We start from the raw sequence: 21,076 nt of genomic DNA, 5'->3' as shown, positions 1-21,076 counted from the left end.
CTGTTGACCCTGGTCAGCGGGCTGACGGTCGCCGCCATTCTTGCCATCGTGACCTTTCTGCTGATCCGTGAGCGCGGCAGCGCCACCGAAGCCGCCGCGCGCTCGGCGAGCAATATCGTGCAACTGATCGACGCCGATGTATTGCGCAACATCGAGCTCTACGACCTGGCGGTACAGGGTCTGATCCAGGCCTCGCAACGCCAGGACCTGCTGACCGTCCCCCCCGAGGTCCGTCATCTCGCCCTGTTCGACCGGGCTTCGAGCACCTCGCACAAAGGCGATATCCTGTTGCTCGACCGCCTGGGCAATGTGCTCGCCGACTCCCAATCGGTGATCCCGCGGGCCGAGAATTTTTCTGATCGCGAGTATTTCCGGTCCCACGAGAGCGACCCGGACCCGAGCCTGATGATCAGCCACCCGTTCAAGTCCCGTCGGGCCCCTTATCCCTGGCTGATCAGTTTCAGCCGGCGGGTGACATCCCCGGAAGGCCAGTTCCTCGGGGTGGCCGCCGCCGGGATGCGCCTGAGTTACTTCGACGAACTGTTCATGAACCTGAGCGTCGGCAAAGGCGGCTCCATCAGCCTGGTCAGTACCGACGGCACGCTGCTGTCCCGGCAAACACCGCTGCCCGAAGATCTGATCGGCCGGGATTTCAGCAGCTACCCCAACTTCATCCGCATGCTCAAACAAGGCAATGGCAGCTTCAGTTCCACCTCGGAGCTCGATGGCAATGAGCGGCTCTATACCTTTTCCCAAGTGGGAACGCTGCCGCTGGTCGTGGTGGTGGCCCAGTCCAGCGACGAGGTCTATGGCGCCTGGAGGCGCACGACACGCCTGATCGGCCTGGCCACCAGCGTGCTCTGTATCGGCCTGCTCTGGCTCAGTTGGCTGTTGGCCCGGGAGCTGCGCCGACGTCAACGGGCCGAGCAGGAATTGGCCCAACTGGCCGCCACCGATTCGCTGACCGGCTTGGCCAATCGCCGGGCGCTGGATCAGAGCCTGGCGCTCGAATGGGCACGGGCGCAGCGCGCCGGCAAGGCACTGTCGCTGCTGATGATCGATGCCGATCACTTCAAGGCCTTCAACGACCGCCATGGTCATCCGATCGGTGACCAGGCCTTGCGCCAGCTGGCGCGGGTGATCAGCGAAAACATCCGGCGCCCTGGCGACATGGCGGCGCGTTATGGCGGTGAAGAGTTTGCCGTGGTGTTGCCGGAAACCGATGAGCATGGAGCAATGATCCTGGCACAAAAGATCAGGGCCGCCATGGCCGCGCTGACACCCTTCAAGGGCGACCGCCGGCCGATCACCGTCAGCATCGGTGCCAGCACCGCACTCCCGCCTGGCGAAGGCACGCTGGAGCAACTGCTGCGCCGCGCCGATCAGGCGCTGTACCAGGCCAAGCACGACGGCCGCGACCGTGCGGTGCACGCCAGCGCCAACCGGCTGTAGGAAGCAGGCCTATTGCCCCCCTATAGGAGCGAGCTTGCTCCTACAGGGGGGACAGGAATAAAAAAAGCCGCCCGAGGGCGGCTTTCAAATACAACAAAAGGAGAGAGTCGTTACACGGCCGCAACGGGACGCATGTAAGAGATCGGCGCGGTGCTGGCGTCTTCGAAGGTCACCACTTCCCAGGCATCTTTCTGCTCGATGAGCTTACGCAGAAGCTGGTTGTTCAGGGCGTGACCGGACTTGAAGCCTTTGAACTCACCAATCAGGCTATTGCCCAGCAGGTAGAGGTCACCGATTGCGTCGAGGATCTTGTGCTTGACGAATTCGTCTTCGTAACGAAGGCCGTCTTCGTTCAGTACACCGTCCGAATCCACCACGATGGCGTTTTCCACGCTACCGCCGAGTGCGAGGTTGTGCTTGCGCAGGTACTCGATATCACTCATGAAACCAAAGGTCCGGGCGCGGCTGACTTCTTTTACGAACGAAGTGCTGGAAAAATCCACGCTGGCACTCTGGATGCGGTCACGGAACACCGGGTGATCGAAATCGATCTCAAAGCTCACCTTGAAACCTTCGAAAGGCACGAAAGTGGCGCGCTTGTCGCCGTCTTCCACTGTGACTTCACGCAGGATGCGGATGAACTTCTTGGCTGCGTCCTGTTCTTCCAGGCCGGCAGATTGAATCAGGAATACGAAGGGTCCAGCGCTACCATCCATGATCGGGACTTCGGACGCGGAGAGCTCGACGTAGGCGTTATCGATGCCCAGGCCGGCCATGGCCGAGAGCAAGTGCTCCACCGTGTCCACCTTGACGTCACCGTTGACCAACGTGGTCGACATCGTGGTTTCACCAACATTTTCCGCGCGAGCAGGAATCTGCACCACAGGGTCGAGGTCAGCACGACAAAACACGATACCGGTGTCCACAGGCGCGGGCTTGAGGGTCAGGTAGACCTTCTCACCGGAGTGCAGGCCGACACCTGTAGCACGGATAATATTTTTCAGGGTGCGTTGTTTAATCATGGCATGGGCCGCTTCAGCGCAAATTGCGAACAGGTATCAACAAAGGCTGGCGATGATAGCAGACCAGGCCTTTGCTGAACACCAATCACCCTAATACTCCTGATACATTCCATCAATCAGCCTGGCGACGCAGGAAAGCCGGGATATCCAGATAGTCCAGGTCGTCTTGCGGGTTCATCTTCGCGGCAGTCGCGGCACCGGCCTGGGCCTGGTTGCGCATGACGGTCGGACGGTCCAGGTCACGGTAGTTCACCGACGGCAGTTCCTGACGCGATGGCGCTTGCGTCTGGGCGGCAGCCGACTGGCTGGTCTGCAGGGTGTTGTCGATGACCTTCACAGGCTTCTCGATACGCGCGCCCAGGCCGGTGGCAACCACGGTCACGTGCAGCTCGTCGCGCATGTCCGGATCGATAACGGTACCGACCTTGACCATGGCGTGCTCGGACGCGAAGGCTTCGATGATGCTACCCACGTCGGAGTACTCACCCAGGGACAGGTCAGGACCGGCGGTGATGTTCACCAGGATGCCACGCGCGCCTTGCAGGTTGACGTCTTCCAGCAGCGGGTTGCGGATCGCCGCCTCGGTCGCTTCACGTGCACGGTTGGGACCGCTGGCGCAGCCAGTACCCATCATCGCCATGCCCATTTCGCTCATCACGGTACGCACGTCGGCGAAGTCGACGTTGATCATGCCCGGACGCTTGATGATGTCGGAGATACCGCGAACGGCACCGGCGAGTACATCGTCAGCCTTGGCGAAAGCCGACAGCAGGCTGGCGTCCTTACCCAGGATGGTCAGCAGCTTCTCGTTGGGAATGGTGATCAACGAGTCGACGCTTTCGCTCAGCGCGCGGATGCCTTCATCGGCGATCTGCATGCGTTTGCGGCCTTCGAACGGGAACGGACGGGTCACCACCGCAACGGTGAGGATGCCCATTTCCTTCGCCACTTCGGCAATGATCGGGGCCGCGCCGGTACCGGTACCGCCACCCATGCCGGTGGTGATGAACACCATGTTGGTGCCTTGCAGCACTTCGGCGATGCGCTCGCGATCTTCCAGCGCGGCCTGACGACCGACTTCCGGATTGGCGCCGGCACCCAGGCCCTTGGTCACGCCGGTACCCAGTTGCAGGATAGTCCGCGCGCCAATGTTCTTCAGGGCCTGGGCATCGGTGTTGGCGCAGATGAACTCGACGCCTTCAATGTTGCTCTTGACCATATGGTTAACGGCGTTGCCGCCACCACCGCCTACGCCGATAACCTTGATTACCGGACTTTGTGGGACGTTGTCTACGAGTTCGAACATGTTCCCTCTCCTTTCATTCTCTAGTTTTTTCGCCTACTTCTACTGCTTTGAAACTTTAAAAGTTGCCCTGGACCCAGCGCTTCAAACGCTCCAGTACAGGTGCTTTCTGTTCTTCATCGCGATAGTCGTTTCTGTTGCCGCCGTTGTAGCCGGACAGGGAAATGCCGTCCGACTGCTTTTGCAGCCCGTACAGCAACAGCCCTACCCCAGTTGAATAGATCGGGTTGCGGATCACGTCCGACAGCCCTTTGACGGTATGCGGCACGCCCAGGCGCACCGGCATGTGGAAAATCTCTTCGGCCAGTTCGACCGCGCCTTCCATCTTCGAGGTACCGCCGGTCAGCACGATGCCGGCCGGGATCAGGTCCTCGTAGCCGCTGCGCCGCAGTTCGGCCTGGATCAGGGTGAACAGTTCGTCGTAGCGCGGCTCGACCACTTCGGCCAGGGCCTGGCGCGACAGCTCGCGCGGCGGACGGTCGCCGACGCTCGGGACCTTGATGGTTTCACCGGCACCGGCCAGTTTCGCCAGGGCACAGGCGTAGCGGATCTTGATCTCTTCGGCGTACTGGGTCGGGGTGCGCAATGCCATGGCGATGTCGTTGGTCACCTGGTCGCCGGCAATCGGGATCACCGCGGTGTGGCGGATCGCGCCTTCGGTGAAGATCGCGATGTCGGTGGTGCCGCCGCCGATGTCCACCAGGCACACGCCCAGTTCTTTCTCGTCGTCGGTCAGCACCGAGTAGGCCGAAGCCAGTTGCTCAAGAATGATGTCGTCGATTTCCAGGCCGCAGCGACGCACGCACTTCTCGATGTTCTGTGCCGCGTTCACCGCGCAGGTGACCACGTGGACCTTGGCTTCCAGGCGTACGCCGGACATGCCCAGGGGCTCGCGAACGCCTTCCTGGTTGTCGATCACGTAGTCCTGCGGCAGGGTGTGCAGGACCCGCTGGTCCGCCGGGATCGCCACGGCCTGGGCCGCATCGAGCACGCGCTCGAGGTCCGCCGCGCTGACTTCGCGATCGCGGATCGCGACGATGCCGTGGGAGTTCAGGCTGCGGATGTGATTGCCCGCCACGCCGACGAACGCCGAGTGGATCCGGCAACCGGCCATCAGTTGCGCTTCTTCTACCGCGCGCTGGATCGACTGCACGGTGGACTCGATATTCACCACCACGCCCTTCTTCAGGCCGCGCGAAGGATGGGTGCCGATACCGACGATTTCCAGCGTGCCATCGGCCGCGACCTCGCCCACCAGCGCCACCACCTTGGAGGTACCGATATCCAGCCCGACGATCATTTTGCCGCTTTGCACGTTTGCCATGGTCCTGCCTCTTCTTAATTCTTCGCAACGGCGGGTTTGGCCGTCACGGGCGCCACAGGTTCCCGCCATCCGACGGCCAGGCCGTTGGAATAGCGCAGATCGATGCTGGCAATGTTCGTAATCTGTTCTTTCAGCGTTTTTTCATAAATGGCAATGAAGCGGCGCATCTTCTCGACCAGATGGTCGCGGCCCAACAACAGCTCGATTCCCGGCCCCGCACTGCCCGCACCGGTGGTCAGGAACCAACTGCCGCGCTCACGCAGCTCCAGCCGGGCAATCGAGAAACCCAACGGGCGCAGCATCTGACTCAACACCTGATACTGCTGCATCACCTGCTGCTGGGCCCGCTGGGGACCGAACAACTGCGGCAGATGCTCGTAGTTCGCCAGTTCCCGTGGCGCGAACGCCTGGCCCTGGTTGTTCAACAACGCCCCGTCGCCCCAACGGGCCACCGGCAATTGCTCTTCCAGGCGGATCACCACCTGGTCCGGCCACACGCGCCGGACCTCGGCGTGGGCGATCCACGGCATGGTCTCAAGCTCAGTGCGCATGCTCGCCAGGTCGATGGTGAAGAAGCTCGACGCGACGTACGGCGCGATCCGCTGCTGCACCGCCTGCTGGCTGATGTAGCTGAGGTCGCCCTGCACGTTGATCTTGCTGATCGGCCGATCGGCATAGGGCAACAGGCGCTGGGCACCTTCATAGGTAGCGAAACCCAGGGCCACCAGCAGCACCGGCCACATCAGGCTCTTCACAAAACCGAAATTGGCTTTCGGCAGGCGCACCGACATCGGCTCTTTAGCCACCATCCGGCTGGCACCCCGCGGCACCGGCTTGTTACGGCCGGGGGCGGGTGGCTGATGACGAATCGATGCGCCGTGCATGGTCTTAACCTCGCGTCCCTATGTTACTGGCATAGCTTGCCGCCAGGATCGCCAGTACCAACTGCTGGAAATCCAGGCCAGCGGCCCGCGCGGCCATGGGGACCAGACTGTGGTCAGTCATGCCCGGCGCGGTGTTGACTTCCAGGAACCAGAATTGCCCGTCGGCGTCCTGCATCACGTCGGCCCGGCCCCAACCGGCGATACCGAGTGCCTCACAGGCCTTGGCCGTGAGGTCCATCAGTTGTTTTTCCTTGGTGCTATCGAGGCCGCAGGGAATCCGATACTGGGTATCGGAAGCCAGGTACTTGGCGTCGTAGTCGTAGAAAGAATGCGGGGTGCCGAGGGCAATCGGCGGCAGGATCTGGTCGCGCAGGGTGGCGATGGTGAACTCAGGACCTTGAATCCACTGTTCGACCAACACTTGCGAATCGTAGGTAGCGGCGGCTTTCCAGGCGACGATCAGTTCATCGACGCTGCTCACCTTGGCCATCCCAATACTGGAGCCTTCATGAGCAGGTTTGACGATCAAAGGGAAACCCAGTTCCGCGCCGGCGGAAATACAATCGGCCGCGGAACTCAACACGGCGTGACGCGGTGTCGGAATCCCCAGGCTGTGCCAGACCTGCTTGGTCCGCAGCTTGTCCATGGCCAGGGCCGAGGCGAGGATGCCGCTGCCGGTGTAGGGAATCCCCAGGCATTCGAGCAAGCCTTGCATGCTGCCGTCTTCACCGCCGCGACCGTGCAGGATGATAAAAGCGCGGTCGATCTTTTCGTTGAGCAGACGTTGCAGGAGATCATCGCCCACATCGATGCCGAAGGCGTCGACACCAGCGCTTAGCAGCGCTTCGAGCACCGCGTTGCCGGACTTCAACGACACCTCGCGCTCGGCGCTCTTGCCGCCGAACAGCACGGCGACGCGGCCGAAGGCTTGCGGCTCGACGGTCGAGAACAGGTTGGCGTAGGCAGCGCTCATTTCGATTCCCCTTCGCCGGCAACGGCACTGGCGAACAGCGGGCTCTTGAGCAATTGCGGGGCCAGGCCACCGATATCGCCGGCCCCCTGGCAGAGCAGGATGTCGCCGGGCAGCAACAGCGGCTTGACCAGCGGAGCCAGTTCCACGCCGCGCTCGATATAGATCGGGTCGAGCTGGCCGCGCTGGCGAATGCTGCGGCACAGCTGACGGCTGTCGGCGCCCGGAATCGCTTCCTCGCCGGCCGGATAGACTTCCATCAGCAGCAGGACATTGGCGTCGGCCAGCACTTGGACGAAATCGTCGTACAGGTCACGGGTCCGGGTGTAGCGGTGTGGCTGGTAGACCATCACCAGGCGGCGCTCCGGCCAGCCGCCACGGACGGCCTTGATCACCGCCGCGACTTCGGTCGGATGGTGACCGTAGTCGTCCACCAGCATCACACTGCCACCGTCCACCGGCAGTTCGCCGTAGACCTGGAAGCGTCGGCCGACACCCTGGAAACCCGACAGGCCCTGGACAATGGCTTCATCGCTGATGCCCTCGTCGCTGGCGATGGCGATGGTCGCCAGGGAGTTGAGCACGTTGTGGTTGCCGGGCATGTTCACCGACACGTTCAGCGGCTCGCGGTCGCGACGCAGTACGGTGAAGTGGGTCTGCATGCCGGCCTGGCGAATGTTGATCGCGCGCACGTCGGCGTCTTCGTGAACCCCGTAGGTCAGGGTCGGACGGGCGATCTGCGGGAGGATTTCGCGGACCACCGGATCATCCAGGCAGACCACGGCCAGACCGTAGAACGGCAGGTTGTGGAGGAACTCGACGAAGGTTTTCTTCAGTTTGTTGAAGTCGCCTTCATAGGTGTCCATATGGTCGGCGTCGATGTTGGTGACCACCGCGACCAGCGGTTGCAGGTGCAGGAAGCTGGCGTCGCTTTCATCGGCTTCGGCGATCAGGTAGCGGCTGGTGCCGAGCTGGGCATTGGTGCCCGCGGCATTCAAGCGGCCACCGATGACAAAGGTCGGATCGAGGCCGCCGGCGGCGAACACCGAGGCGATCAGGCTGGTGGTGGTGGTCTTGCCGTGGGTACCGGCGACGGCGATGCCGTGGCGATAGCGCATCAGCTCGGCGAGCATCTCGGCACGCGGCACCACCGGAATACGCCGCTCCAGGGCGGTGGCGACTTCCGGGTTGGACTTGTTCACCGCACTCGACACTACCAGCACATCAGCGTTGGCGGCGTTCTCGGCACGATGGCCGATAAAGATGTGCGCACCGAAGGATTCCAGGCGCTCGGTCACCGGCGAAGTCTTGAGGTCGGAGCCGGACACTTCATAGCCCAGGTTCAACAATACTTCGGCGATACCGCACATGCCCACGCCACCGATACCGACGAAGTGGATACGGCGGATACGGCGCATTTCCGGTTGCGGCATGGCTTTCTGACTTTCAACCATGGGCCACCTCCAGGCAGATCTCGACCACGGTGCGGGTGGCATCTGGCTTGGCCAGGCGGCGGGCAGTGCGCGCCATGCTGTTCAATCGTTGCGGTTGCATCAAAACCTCTGTCAGGCGAGCCGCCAGGTCGGCGGCGCCAGTCGTTCTTTGCGGCAGCAGGAAGGCAGCGCCCTCCCCGGCCAGATATTCGGCATTGCGGGTCTGGTGATCGTCGATTGCATGGGGCAAGGGCACCAGCAACGACGGCAGACCGGCGGCGGCCAGTTCACTGACGGTCAAGGCGCCAGCGCGGCAGACCACCAGGTCGGCCCAGCCATAGGCTTGGGCCATGTCTTTGATAAAGGGCGCTACTTGCGCCTCGACGCCGACCGCCTGGTAGCGTTCGGCGGTGATTTCGTCGTGATTGCGCCCAGCCTGGTGGAACACTTCCGGGCGGTACTCGGCCGGCACTTGCGCCAGGGCTTCGGGCAACAGCTTGTTCAACGGTTCGGCCCCCAGGCTGCCGCCCAGGATCAGCAGGCGCGCGCGGCGTCCGGCGAGGTCCTGGCGCGGCGTTTCCAGGAACAGTTCGCTGCGCACCGGGTTGCCGGTGGTCCGCCGTTTGCTCGAAGCGCCGAAGGTATTCGGGAAAGCTTCGCAGACCCGGGTCGCCAAGGGCACCAGCAGCCGATTGGCGGTACCCGCCACGGCGTTCTGTTCGTGAACGATCACCGGGATACCGGCCATCCGCGCGGCCACGCCGCCGGGACCGGTCACGTAACCGCCAAAGCCCAGCACGCAGACCGGCTTCAGTTCACGCATGACCTTGCGCGCCTGCCACACCGCCTTGAGCAGGACGAACGGCGCCTTGAGCAGCGAGAGCTTGCCCTTGCCCCGCAGGCCCGTGACCTGGATCAGGTGCAACGGCAGGCCGGCGCCCGGCACCAGGTCGTTTTCGATCCCCCGCGGCGTGCCCAACCAGTGCACCTCGTAACCGCGCGCCTGGAACTCGCGCGCGCAGGCCAGTGCCGGGAACACGTGCCCGCCGGTGCCGCCGGCCATGATCAGCACTTTATCGGCCATGGGGTGACTCCTCGGCGAAGTCACTTTCATCGAACTCCATCTCTTCACTGCCCAGATGGGTTCGACTCTCCCACTCGATGCGCAGCAACAAGCCGAGCTGGGCACAGCAGATCACCAACGAACTACCGCCGTAACTGAGGAACGGCAGGGTCAGGCCCTTGGTCGGCAACAGGCCGACGTTCACGCCGATATTGATCAGGAATTGACCGATCCAGAGGAAGGCCAGGCCGTAGGCCATATAGGCGGCAAAGAACTGCTTGGCCTTTTCCGCCCACAGGCCGATGTACATGGCCCGCACGCTGACGAAGACGAACAGCGCGACCGTGAGCAGCGAACCCACCGCACCCAGCTCTTCGGCCAGTACCGAGAACACGAAGTCGGTATGCGCTTCGGGCAGGTAGAATTGTTTCTGCACGCTGTTGCCCAGGCCCACGCCCAGCCATTCGCCGCGACCGAAGGCGATCAGCGCCTGGGTCAACTGGTAGCCGGAGCCGAACTGGTCGGCCCAGGGGTCGGTAAAGGTGGTCAAGCGCGCCATCCGGTAGGGTTGCGCCTTGATCAGCACCACCACCGCCACCACCGCGAGCATGACCATCAGGCCGAAGCGCAATAGCCCGACCCCGCCGAGGAACAGCATGGCTGCCGCCGCGCCCATCATTACCACGGTGGCGCCGAAATCCGGCTCCATCAGCAACAGCCCGGCCATCGGCAGCAACACGATGAACGGCTTGAAGAAGCCCATCCAGCTTTCGCGGACTTCCTTCTGCCGCCGCACCAGGTAACCGGCGAGGTAGATCACCACGAAGACCTTGGCGATTTCCGAGGGCTGCACGTTGAAGAAGCTGAAACCGATCCAGCGCATCGAACCGTTCACCTCGCGGCCGATGCCCGGTAGCAGCACCATGACCAGCAGGCCGAAGGCGCCGACCAGCATCATGAAGCCCATGCGCTGCCAGGTGGCGATCGGCACCATCATGGTGGCGATGCAGGCCCCCAGGCCGATGACCATGTAGATCAGGTGGCGAATCATGTGGTACAGCGCGTTGCCCGACTGCACGGCGGCAACTTCCGACGACGCCGAGGTGATCATGACCAGGCCCAGCCCCAGCAGCCCCAGGGCGCCGGCCAGCATCGGAAAGTCAACGTCGACGCCGCGCCCGCTGATAATCGGCGAAGGATAGGGTTTGATGATGTTGAAATTCATACCAACCCCTCCACGGCCTGGGCGAACAGGCGTCCGCGTTCTTCATAGTTCTTGAACATGTCGAAACTGGCACAGGCCGGCGACAACAGCACCGCATCACCCGGCTCGGCCAGTTCGGCACAGCGCTGCACGGCCTCGTTCAGGCTCTGCACGCGAACCAGCGGTACCGCGTCACCCAGGGCCTGGGCCAGCAGCTCGGCATCGCGGCCGAGCAACACCACCGCACGGCAGTGGCTCGCGACCGGGCCGCGCAGGCCGCTGAAGTCCGCGCCCTTGCCGTCGCCACCGGCGATCAGCACCAGCTTGCCGGTAATGTCGGCGCCGAGGCCTTCGATGGCGGCCAGGGCCGCACCGACATTGGTGGCCTTGGAGTCGTTGTAGTAGCTCACGCCATTCAACTCACGCACCCACTGACAACGATGCTCGAGACCGGCGAAAGTACGCAGGCTCGAGAGCATCGCGTCGAACGGCAGCCCGACCGCATGGCCCAGGGCCAGGGCCGCCAGGGCATTGGCCTGGTTGTGGGCGCCGCGAATGCGCAACTCGCTCACCGGCATCAGGTTCTGGAATTCGAAGGCCAGGTATTTCTCGCCGTTCTCTTCGCGCAGGCCGAAACCCTTGAAATCCGGTTTGCCGAGGCCAAAGGTCCAGCATGGCAGGCCCTCGCTCATCAGCGGCCGGGACAAGGCGTCCTGGCGGTTGACCACCACCTGCCTGGCACCACGGAAGATCCGGTGCTTGGCCAGGTGATAGGCCGGCAGGCCGCTGTAGCGGTCCATATGGTCTTCGCTGACATTGAGCACGGTGGCCACTTCGGCACCGAGGTGGTCGGTGGTTTCCAACTGGAAGCTCGACAACTCCATCACGTACAGCTCGACGTCGTCGCTGAGCAGGTCCAGCGCCGGGGTGCCGAGGTTGCCGCCGACGGCGACGCGCTTGCCGGCCGCCGCGGCCATCTCGCCCACCAGGGTGGTAACGGTGCTTTTCGCGTTGGAACCGCTGATGGCGACAATCGGCGCCTTCGCGTGGCGCGCGAACAGCTCGATATCGCCGGACAGCTTCACGCCACGCGCGGCGGCGGCTTGCAGGGCCGGAGTCGCCAGGGCCAGGCCGGGACTCACGTAGAGCTCGTCGGCACGGCAGAGGAATTCGACGTCCAGCTCGCCACAACGCACTTCCACCTGCGGATAGTCACGACGCAGCGTGGCCAGCTCCGGTGGATTGTCCCGCGTATCGGCCACGGCAAAGGCAATGCCCCGGTTCGCCAGGAAGCGAACCAGGGACATGCCGCTCTTGCCGAGGCCGACAACGATGCGGAAGTGGTCAGAAGCGATCAGTGACACGTGTTCTACCTCAGCTTCAGGGTGGCAAGGCCGACCAGCACCAGGATCACGGTGATAATCCAGAAACGGACGATCACCCGTGGCTCGGGCCAACCCTTGAGTTCAAAGTGGTGGTGGATCGGCGCCATGCGGAACACACGGCGGCCAGTCAATTTGAAGGAAGCGACCTGGATCACCACCGACAGGGTTTCCATCACGAACACCCCGCCCATGATGAACAGGACGATTTCCTGGCGCACGATCACCGCGATGGTGCCCAGGGCCGCGCCCAGCGCCAGTGCGCCGACGTCGCCCATGAAGACCTGGGCCGGATAGGTGTTGAACCAGAGGAAACCGAGGCCGGCACCGATCAGCGCGCCACAGAACACAATCAACTCGCCCGCGCCAGGGACATAGGGAATCAGCAGGTATTCGGCGAACTTCACGTTACCCGACAGGTAGCAGAAGATCCCCAGCGCGCCGCCGACCATCACCGTCGGCATGATCGCCAGGCCGTCGAGGCCGTCGGTCAGGTTGACCGCGTTGCTCGAACCGACGATGACGAAGTAGGTCAGGACCACGAAGCCGACACCCAACGGGATGCTGACATCCTTGAGCATCGGCACGATCAGGGTGGTTTCCACCGGGGTTTGCGCGGTCATGAACAGGAAGATCGCCGCGCCGAGGCCGAACACCGATTGCCAGAAGTATTTCCAGCGGCTCGGCAGGCCACGGGAGTTTTTCTCGATCACCTTGCGGTAATCGTCGACCCAGCCGACGGCGCCGAACAGCAGGGTGACCAACAACACCACCCAGACATAACGGTTGTGCAGGTCGGCCCAAAGCAGGGTGCTGATGCCGATGGCCGAGAGAATCAAGGCACCGCCCATGGTCGGCGTACCGGACTTGGACAGATGCGATTGCGGGCCATCGTTACGCACGGCCTGGCCGATCTGACGGTTCTGCAACGTACGGATCATCCAGGGACCCAGGCACAGCGACAAAGACAGCGCGGTCAGCACCCCGAGAATCCCGCGCAGGGTCAGGTACTGAAAGACCGCGAAGCCTTTGTAGAACTGTTGCAGGTACTCCGCTAGCAGCAGCAGCATTAATGCTTCTCTCCCTTGTGTTCGTCAGAAGCGGGCTCACACAAAGCCGCCACGATGTTTTCCATCGCAGCGCTGCGCGAACCCTTGATCAAAATGGTGGTATCAGTCTCTTGCTCGGCGCCCAGCGCCTCGATCAGATCGGCCTGGGTGGCGAAATGACGGGCATGTGGGCCAAAGGCGTTGACGGCATGAACCATCATCGGTCCCACCGCATACAGCGCTGAAACCTTGCCGGCGGCATAAGCGCCTACTTCACGATGTCCTTGCTCCGCCCACTCGCCCAACTCGCCGATATCTCCGAGCACCAGAACGGTGCGGCCGGAAAAGCCGGCAAGTATATCAACGGCGGCACAGATTGAGGCAGGGTTGGCGTTGTAGGTGTCGTCAATGACACGAATGCCATTGATTGCCAATTGCGCCACCGCACGGCCCTTGACCGGCTGTACCGCTTCCAACCCGGCAACGATGCCCGGCAGGGAAATACCGAGGGCATGGGCGGCGGCCGCGGCGGCCAGGGCATTGCTCACGTTGTGGCTGCCCAGCAGGTTCAGTTGCACCCGCGCACTGCCCAGTGGACTGTGCAGTTCGAAGCCTGGGCAGCCACGTGGATCACGGGAGATCAGGCCGCCATGGAAATCGGCGGCGCTGTTTTCCAGGGCAAAGCTCAGGACTTTGCGACCAGCGGCACGGGTTTTCCAGAGTTCGAAAGCCTTGTCGTCCAGATTGAGCACCGCCACGCCATCGGCCGGCAGTCCTTCAATGATCTCGCCCTTGGCCTCGACGATCTTCTCGGGACCACCGAACTCGCCGACATGGGCGGTTCCGGCATTGTTCAGTACGGCCACCTGGGGCTTGGTCATGGCGACGGTGTAGGCAATTTCACCGAGGCGCGAAGCCCCCAGCTCGATAACCGCGGCACTGTGTTCCGGGGCCAGTTCGAGCAGGGTCAGCGGCACACCCAGGTCATTGTTCAGGTTGCCGCGCGTGGCCAGGACCAGGCCACGGGTGCGCAGGATGCTGGCCAGCAGTTCCTTGACCGTGGTCTTGCCGCTGGAGCCGGTAATGGCCGCCACCGGTCGGGTAAAGGCGGCGCGATTCAACGCGCCCAACTGCCCCAGGGCCAAGCGAGTGTCGGCGACCAACAGCTGCGGCAGCTTGCTGTCGGCCACTTCACGCTCGACCAGCGCCGCGACAGCGCCTTTGGCGGCGACATCGGCGAGATAATCGTGGCCGTCGAAACGCGGCCCGGTCAGCGCGACAAACAACTGGCCCGGCTGAATCGCCCGGCTGTCGATGCTCACGCCATTGAAGCTGGCATCGGCCGTCAGCAGACGCGCCGACAACGCACTGGCCACTTCGCTGAGTTTCATCGTTTCAAGCATGCGCGACCTCCCAGGCGTCCAGGGCCTTGGTGGCCTCGACCAGATCGGAGAAGGCATGGCGCTGGCCATTGATTTCCTGATAGTCCTCATGACCTTTACCGGCCAGGACGATCACGTCACCGGCCGAGGCGGCGGCAATCAGTTCGGCGATGGCCGCACCACGACCGGCGACAAAACGGACCTTGTCCGCCGCGACGAAGCCGGCGCGGATATCCTCGAAAATCCGCGCCGGGGTTTCCGAACGCGGATTGTCATCGGTGACCAGCACCACGTCGGCCAGGCGCTCGACCACTTCCGCCATCAGCGGGCGCTTGCCGCGATCGCGGTCGCCGCCACAGCCGAACAGGCAGAGCAATTGGCCCTTGGCGTGAGGACGCAGGGCCAGCAGGACTTTTTCCAGGGCATCCGGGGTGTGGGCGTAGTCGACCACCACCAATGGCCGGGCACCGCCCCCCAGGCGTTGCATGCGGCCGGCCGGACCGTCGAGCTGCGGCAACACCCGCAGGATCTCATCCAGCGGGTAATCCAGGCCCAGCAAGGCACCGACCGCCGCCAGCAGATTGCTCAGGTTGAAGCGTCCAAGCAGGGCGCCGCGCAGGTGATGCTCGCCTTGCGGCGTCACCAGCGTGGCGCGTACGCCTTCGTCGCTGAATTGCGCGTCGCGGCAATACAGGTAGGCACTCGGGTCTTCCTGGCTGTAGGTCAGCAGGCGCGACTCGTGTTTTTCCGCCGCCAGCCGGCGACCGAACTCATCGTCGATATTGATGACCCGGCAGCTCAGGTCGGCCCAGGCGAACAGCTTGGCCTTCGCCGCGCCGTAGGCCTGCATGGTGCCGTGGTAGTCCAGGTGGTCGCGGGACAGGTTGGTAAACACCGCCACGTCGAACGCCAGCGCGGTCACCCGGCCCTGTTCCAGGCCGTGGGAAGACACTTCCATGGCCACGGCCTTGGCCCCGGCTTTCTTCAAGTCGGCCAGGCTCGCCTGCACCGCGATCGGGTCCGGCGTGGTGAGCACCCCGCCCTGCAGAGCACCATGGAAACCGGTACCGAGGGTGCCGAGAATGCCGCAATGCTGGCCCAACAGGTCGAGCGCCTGGGCGATCAGCTGGCTGACACTGGTCTTGCCATTGGTCCCGGTCACCCCCACCAGGTTCAGGTGACGGCTCGGATCGCCGTAGAAACGCCCGGCGATATCGGAGAGTTGCGCGGCCAGGCCCTTGACCGGGATCAGCGGCACATCGGTAATCGGCAGCACCGTGGCGCCTTCGACTTCATAGGCGACCGCCGCGGCGCCACGCTGCAAGGCGTCGGCAATATGGTTGCGACCGTCGACCTTGGCGCCCGGTACCGCCAGGAACAGGTCGCCGGCACGGACTTTACGACTGTCGAGCGCCAGCTCGCGAATCAGCAGATCGCGACCGGCGTGGGCAAAAATCTTGTTCAGGCTCAGGGACATTAACCACGCCCTCCTTTAACCGGCGCAGGCGCGACAACGGCCTGCTGTTGGGGCGTTGTCGGCAAGTCGTCGGGGATGACGTTCATCAGGCGCAGGGTGCCGGACATGACTTTACTGAAGACCGGTGCCGAGACCAGGCCACCGAAGTAACCGGCTTTGCTCGGCTCGTCGATCACCACCACGATGGCGTAGCGCGGATCGCTCATCGGGCCGAAACCGGCGAACAGCGAACGGTAGGCGTTTTCCTCATAACCCTTGGTGCCGACCGAGGTCTTGCGCGCCGTACCGGACTTGCCGGCGACGTGATAGGCCGGGACTTTCGCGCGCCAGACACCGCGCGGCGCCTCGATCACTTGTTGCAACATACCTTGCATGGTCTTGGCGACATTTTCCGGGATAACCTGGGTACCGTCGGGAATCTTGTCGGACTTGATCAGGGTCAGCGGCACGATCTTGCCGTTGTTGGCCAGCGCCGAGAAGGCGTGCACCAGCTGGATCGCGGTCACCGACAGGCCGTAGCCGTAGGACAGGGTCGCGGTCTCGGCCTTGCGCCACTCGCGGTAGTTCGGCAGGTTGCCGACCCGCTCGCCGGGGAAGCCGAGGCCGGTATCCTGGCCCAGGCCGACTTTCTGCATCACGCGGAAAATCGCTTCGCCACCGATATCGAAGGCAACCTTGCTCATGCCGACGTTACTGGAGTTGATCAGGATGCCGGTCAGGTCGAGCACCGGACCTTCGGTCTTGGACACGTCACGAATGGTGTACTTGCCCAACTGCAGGGTGCCCGGATAGACCTCCACCGTGTCGCTGGGCTTCCAGCGTCCGGTTTCCAGGGCCGCGCTCATGGAGATCGGCTTCATCGTCGAACCCGGCTCGAACACGTCGATCATCGCGCGGTTGCGCATCATCGCCGGTTGCAGGTTGCGCCGGTTGTTCGGGTTGTAGGTCGGCTGGTTGACCATGGCGAGGATCTCGCCGGTCTTCACGTCCATGATCACCAGGCTGCCGGCCTTGGCGCCGTTTTCCACCAGGGCATTGCGCAACTCGCGGTTGGCCAGGTATTGCAGGCGCAGGTCAATGGACAACGCCAAGGGCTTGCCGGCCTTGGCGTTTTTGGTCACCTGGACATCCTTGATCAGCCGGCCGCGCCGGTCCTTGATCACCTGTCGCTTGCCGGGCACCCCGGCCAGCCACTCGTCGTAGGCCAGCTCCACCCCTTCGCGACCGTGGTCGTCGATGTCGGTAAAGCCGACCATATGGGCCGCCACTTCACCGGCCGGATAAAACCGCCGGAACTCCTCGATGCCGTAGACGCCGGGGACCTTGAGGTCGAGCACGGACTGGCCCTGCTCCGGGGTCAGGCCACGGACCAGGTAGATGAATTCTTTATTGGCCTGTTGCTCCAGGCGTTCGGTCAACAGCTTCGGATCCTGCCCGAGCGCCATCGCCAGCGCCGGCCAACGGTCCTTGGCCAGTTGCATTTCCTTGGCGTTGGCCCACAGCGTGGTCACCGGGGTACTGACGGCCAGGGGCTCGCCATTACGGTCGGTGATCAGGCCACGGTGCGCCGGGATCGGGATATGCCGCATGCTCCGCGCATCGCCCTGGCCGATCAGGAACGCCCGGTCAATCACCTGCAAGTCGACGATCTTCCAGCTGATATAGCCGACCATGATCGCCAACGCGCCGAGGACCACGCGGAAGCGCCAGGGATAGAGCGCGCCTTCGAGTTTCATCATGGCGCCACCATCCTGACTTCGGATGGGCTGGGGATGCGCATCTTCAGCTGTTCGGTGGCCAGGGTTTCGATCCGGCTGTGGGCGGTCCAGGTGCTCTGTTCGAGGATCAGGCGCCCCCATTCGGCCTGGGCCTTGTCGCGCACGCTCAGCTCGTTGTAGAGCGAGTTGAGCAACTGGCGATTCCAGTGCGCGCTGTAGGCCACGCCGATGGCGGAGACCAGCACGGCGATAAACAGCAGGAACATGAAAAAGCTTCCGCCGGGAAGTGGCTTGGCGTAGAGCTTGCTCACCGCAACTTCTCCGCGACGCGCATGACGGCGCTGCGCGCACGCGGGTTGGCCTTGAGCTCCGCTTCGGAAGCGAACCGGGCCTTGCCATGCACTTTGATCCGCGGCTCGAAAGCCTGGTGGCGGACCGGCAGGTTACGCGGCAGGTTGTCGCTTTCACCCTTGACCAGGCGGCGCATGAACAGCTTGACGATGCGGTCTTCCAGCGAATGGAAACTGATCACCACCAGGCGGCCGCCGACTTCCAGGGCGTCAAGCGCCGCCTCGAGGCCGGTTTCCAGGTCGCCCAGTTCGTTGTTGACGTGGATGCGCAGGCCCTGGAATGCACGGGTCGCCGGGTTCTTGCCCTTTTCCCAGGCTGGGTTGGCGACCTTCAGCACTTCGGCCAGGTCGGCGGTGCGCTCGAAAGGCTTGATTGCACGACGCTCGACCACGGCCCGGGCCATGCGCCCGGAGAAACGTTCCTCGCCGTATTCCTTGAACACCCGGGCAATTTCTTCCACCGGCGCGGTGGCGATGAACTCGGCAGCACTGATGCCACGGGACGGGTCCATGCGCATGTCCAGCGGACCGTCGTTCATGAAACTGAAGCCGCGCTCCGGATCGTCGAGCTGCGGCGAGGACACGCCGAGGTCGAGCAGGATGCCGTTGACCTTGCCGGCCATGTCGCGCTCGACGATTTCCGCACCGAGCTCGGCAAAGCTGCGCTGCACAACGACAAAGCGGCCGTCTTCGGCCGCTAGCGCTTGCCCGGTGGCAATCGCCTGTGGATCCTTGTCGAATCCGAGGAGCCGGCCACCCGGCCCGAGCTTGCTGAGAATCAGCCGGCTATGCCCGCCACGGCCGAAGGTGCCATCCAGATAGCAGCCATCAGGACGTACGGCGAGAGCCTCGACGGCTTCGTCAAGCAGTACGGTGATGTGGTTAAAGCCGCTATCAATAGTCACAGGATCAGATCACGCAGTTCATCAGGCATGGCGCCCGGTTGTTGAATAGCCGCCAGGTCCGCTGCCGATACAGCGTTCCAGGCGTCCTCGTCCCACAGTTGAAACTTGTTCAGTTGGCCCACCAGCATCGCGTGCTTGTCCAGCTTCGCGTACTCGCGCAGGCGCGGCGGCACCAGGAAACGGCCGCTACCATCGAGCTCGAGGTCGACGGCATTACCAATCAGCAAACGCTGCAACCGACGGTTCTCTTCCCGCAACGACGGCAACGCCCGCAGCTTGGTTTCAATCAGCTCCCACTCGTCGAGCGGGTACACGCACAAGCAAGGGTCCACGGCATCAATGGTCACGATCAGCTGGCCGGAACTACGCGAAACGAGCTCGTCACGGTACCGGCTCGGCATAGCGAGACGGCCCTTTGCGTCGAGACTGATAGCGTTGGCTCCGCGAAACACAGCTGCGTTTCTCCAAATATTAGCGTTTTACGTCAAAAAAACCCACTTCATGCCACTTTTCTCCACTTGCGCACACTATAGGAATGCGCCCACCACACCGTCAAGGCGCGGTCTTAAGGAAAAGCCTTACAGATCGGAGATTTAGGAGCATAAAAGGAGGTAATTCGACAATCGGGAGAGTGTTTCCGGAGACGAACTTCAAGTCACTCAGAATTTTGAGCGTGGAAGTTAAAGTGATTTATGAAGAGTAAGATTTTTTCGGTATTACAAATGCGCTTCTGCCAGCGATTGCGTGCAGGGAGGGAAAGAGGTGGAGAGTCGATCTGTAAGCCGGGTTCTGTCGAGGACAGTCATTCCTCTACGATGGCCATCACTGGACATCTTTAGCAACCTACCCGGTTCCAGCGCGGGCCACGCCTTGGAACCCTATTTGGTCTTGCTCCGAGTGGGGTTTACCTAGCCACGAACTGTTGCCAGCCGTGCGGTGCGCTCTTACCGCACCTTTTCACCCTTACCGGCGCCGAAGCGCTTAGGCGGTTATTTTCTGTGGCACTTTCCGTAGGCTCACGCCTCCCAGGCATTACCTGGCACTCCGCCCTATGGAGCCCGGACTTTCCTCCCCCCCCTAATTTTCATAGGGGGCAGCGACTGTCCAATCGACTCTCCGCCGCGAAGGTTACCGGCACATGCCCTGGAGGACAAGCATTAAAGGCGTTTTGCCGCCAGGCATTGTCCCGGCAAACACCGGCAGGCCGGATCCCATACGCGGATAGGATCCAACCTACCGCCGAATCAGTCAGGCATTTTTCTGCCGCTCCAACGCCACCTGATACAGCAGGTTCTTGCGTACCCCGGTGATTTCTGCCGCCAGGGCCGCGGCACGCTTGAGCGGCATCTCCTGGAGCAACAGGTCGAGGACGCGCAGCGCCTCGCTGCCGACTGCGTCATCGTTTTCCGGCGCGGTCCAGCCAGCGACAAGCACCACGCACTCACCGCGCTGCTGATTGGCGTCCGCCTCGACAAAGCCGCGCAGCTCGCTCAGCGGCAAGCCCTTGAGGGTCTCGAAAGTCTTGGTCAGCTCACGGGCCAGCAGTGCCGGGCGCTCGGCACCAAAGACCGTCTCCAGGTCCTGCAGGCATTCAAGGATCCGATGCGGCGCCTCATAGAAAATCAGCGTGCGCGGCTCCTCCTTCAAGAGCTCCAGGCGCGCCCGACGCCCCACCGCCTTGGCCGGCAGGAAACCCTCGAAAATAAAACGGTCGGACGGCAGCCCCGCCGCCGACAGCGCGGCGATCAACGCGCAGGCGCCGGGAACCGGCACTACACTGATACCTGCCGCCCGCGCCTGACGCACCAGGTGATAACCGGGATCGGAGATCAACGGCGTGCCCGCATCGGAGATCAGGGCCACGTCCTCGCCCGCCAGCAACCTGGCGATGAAACGGCTGCCTTCGTCACGTTCGTTGTGCTCGTGACAGGCCGCAAGCGGTGTGGCAATTCCGAAGTGCTGCAACAACCTGAGTGAATGGCGGGTGTCTTCCGCGGCAATCAGCGACACCTCGCGCAACACTTTCATGGCCCGCGCACTGATGTCATCCAGGTTGCCAATGGGCGTCGCCACCACATAAAGCGAGCCGACAGCGGAATTCAAAGCACCTGGAGCAGTCAAAGCGCATACCTCGAGAAGAACGAAAACGCCATTGTAG

At 63.0% G+C, this 21,076-nt stretch carries 18 protein-coding genes and 1 other RNA gene; 1 reads left to right on the top strand and 18 read right to left on the bottom strand.

Annotated features, from left to right (window positions below):
- A complete protein-coding gene (locus M5B96_RS21090) occupies positions 1-1,452 on the top strand; it encodes a sensor domain-containing diguanylate cyclase (RefSeq protein WP_248799022.1) in 1,452 nt (483 codons plus the stop codon).
- Between the two features lie 110 nt (positions 1,453-1,562).
- On the opposite strand, the gene lpxC is transcribed toward M5B96_RS21090, so the two are convergent.
- The 18 genes from lpxC to rsmI form a co-directional block, all read right to left on the bottom strand.
- Positions 1,563-2,474: a UDP-3-O-acyl-N-acetylglucosamine deacetylase gene (lpxC, locus tag M5B96_RS21085; RefSeq protein WP_040070738.1), complete on the bottom strand. Its 912-nt coding sequence runs from the start codon at positions 2,472-2,474 to the stop codon at positions 1,563-1,565.
- A gap of 112 nt (positions 2,475-2,586) precedes the next feature.
- On the bottom strand, positions 2,587-3,780 hold the full coding sequence (gene ftsZ / locus M5B96_RS21080; protein WP_103494534.1) for a cell division protein FtsZ: 1,194 nt from the start codon (positions 3,778-3,780) through the stop codon (positions 2,587-2,589).
- A gap of 55 nt (positions 3,781-3,835) precedes the next feature.
- Positions 3,836-5,101 carry a cell division protein FtsA gene (gene ftsA / locus M5B96_RS21075; RefSeq protein WP_248798936.1) on the bottom strand — a complete coding sequence of 422 codons (1,266 nt, stop codon included), beginning with the start codon at positions 5,099-5,101 and terminating at the stop codon, positions 3,836-3,838.
- A gap of 14 nt (positions 5,102-5,115) precedes the next feature.
- Positions 5,116-5,985 carry a cell division protein FtsQ/DivIB gene (locus M5B96_RS21070; protein WP_248798934.1) on the bottom strand — a complete coding sequence of 290 codons (870 nt, stop codon included), beginning with the start codon at positions 5,983-5,985 and terminating at the stop codon, positions 5,116-5,118.
- A gap of 4 nt (positions 5,986-5,989) precedes the next feature.
- On the bottom strand, positions 5,990-6,958 hold the full coding sequence (locus tag M5B96_RS21065; RefSeq protein WP_248798933.1) for a D-alanine--D-alanine ligase: 969 nt from the start codon (positions 6,956-6,958) through the stop codon (positions 5,990-5,992).
- Positions 6,955-8,409, bottom strand: coding sequence for a UDP-N-acetylmuramate--L-alanine ligase (gene murC, locus M5B96_RS21060; protein ID WP_248798932.1), 1,455 nt, complete (start codon positions 8,407-8,409; stop codon positions 6,955-6,957). The genes M5B96_RS21065 and murC overlap by 4 nt, the downstream gene beginning before the upstream one ends.
- Complete coding sequence (murG, locus tag M5B96_RS21055) at positions 8,402-9,472, bottom strand: undecaprenyldiphospho-muramoylpentapeptide beta-N-acetylglucosaminyltransferase (RefSeq protein ID WP_248798928.1); 1,071 nt, start codon at positions 9,470-9,472, stop codon at positions 8,402-8,404. Before murG ends, murC begins: the two co-directional genes overlap by 8 nt.
- Positions 9,462-10,676, bottom strand: a complete 1,215-nt coding sequence (ftsW, locus tag M5B96_RS21050) for a putative lipid II flippase FtsW (RefSeq protein ID WP_103494529.1) — start codon at positions 10,674-10,676, stop codon at positions 9,462-9,464. Before ftsW ends, murG begins: the two co-directional genes overlap by 11 nt.
- Positions 10,673-12,019, bottom strand: a complete 1,347-nt coding sequence (gene murD, locus M5B96_RS21045; RefSeq protein ID WP_248798927.1) for a UDP-N-acetylmuramoyl-L-alanine--D-glutamate ligase — start codon at positions 12,017-12,019, stop codon at positions 10,673-10,675. Before murD ends, ftsW begins: the two co-directional genes overlap by 4 nt.
- 5 nt (positions 12,020-12,024) lie before the next feature.
- Positions 12,025-13,107, bottom strand: a complete 1,083-nt coding sequence (gene mraY / locus M5B96_RS21040; protein ID WP_248798926.1) for a phospho-N-acetylmuramoyl-pentapeptide-transferase — start codon at positions 13,105-13,107, stop codon at positions 12,025-12,027.
- On the bottom strand, positions 13,107-14,489 hold the full coding sequence (locus M5B96_RS21035; protein ID WP_248798924.1) for a UDP-N-acetylmuramoyl-tripeptide--D-alanyl-D-alanine ligase: 1,383 nt from the start codon (positions 14,487-14,489) through the stop codon (positions 13,107-13,109). Before M5B96_RS21035 ends, mraY begins: the two co-directional genes overlap by 1 nt.
- Complete coding sequence (locus M5B96_RS21030) at positions 14,482-15,945, bottom strand: UDP-N-acetylmuramoyl-L-alanyl-D-glutamate--2,6-diaminopimelate ligase (RefSeq protein ID WP_248798922.1); 1,464 nt, start codon at positions 15,943-15,945, stop codon at positions 14,482-14,484. Before M5B96_RS21030 ends, M5B96_RS21035 begins: the two co-directional genes overlap by 8 nt.
- Positions 15,945-17,681, bottom strand: coding sequence for a peptidoglycan D,D-transpeptidase FtsI family protein (locus tag M5B96_RS21025; protein WP_248799021.1), 1,737 nt, complete (start codon positions 17,679-17,681; stop codon positions 15,945-15,947). Before M5B96_RS21025 ends, M5B96_RS21030 begins: the two co-directional genes overlap by 1 nt.
- Positions 17,681-17,974 carry a cell division protein FtsL gene (ftsL, locus tag M5B96_RS21020; protein WP_040070760.1) on the bottom strand — a complete coding sequence of 98 codons (294 nt, stop codon included), beginning with the start codon at positions 17,972-17,974 and terminating at the stop codon, positions 17,681-17,683. Before ftsL ends, M5B96_RS21025 begins: the two co-directional genes overlap by 1 nt.
- Complete coding sequence (gene rsmH / locus M5B96_RS21015; protein ID WP_412548630.1) at positions 17,971-18,918, bottom strand: 16S rRNA (cytosine(1402)-N(4))-methyltransferase RsmH; 948 nt, start codon at positions 18,916-18,918, stop codon at positions 17,971-17,973. Before rsmH ends, ftsL begins: the two co-directional genes overlap by 4 nt.
- On the bottom strand, positions 18,915-19,370 hold the full coding sequence (mraZ, locus tag M5B96_RS21010) for a division/cell wall cluster transcriptional repressor MraZ (protein WP_100941295.1): 456 nt from the start codon (positions 19,368-19,370) through the stop codon (positions 18,915-18,917). Before mraZ ends, rsmH begins: the two co-directional genes overlap by 4 nt.
- Positions 19,371-19,680: 310 nt before the next feature.
- An RNA gene (gene rnpB / locus M5B96_RS21005) (RNase P RNA component class A) lies at positions 19,681-20,034 on the bottom strand.
- Between the two features lie 132 nt (positions 20,035-20,166).
- Positions 20,167-21,021, bottom strand: coding sequence for a 16S rRNA (cytidine(1402)-2'-O)-methyltransferase (gene rsmI / locus M5B96_RS21000; protein ID WP_248799019.1), 855 nt, complete (start codon positions 21,019-21,021; stop codon positions 20,167-20,169).
- Positions 21,022-21,076 lie beyond the last annotated feature (55 nt).

It is taken from the genome of Pseudomonas sp. MWU13-2105 (assembly GCF_023242315.1).
GTDB lineage: Bacteria > Pseudomonadota > Gammaproteobacteria > Pseudomonadales > Pseudomonadaceae > Aquipseudomonas.
This window is presented reverse-complemented; position numbering and strand designations above follow the sequence as displayed.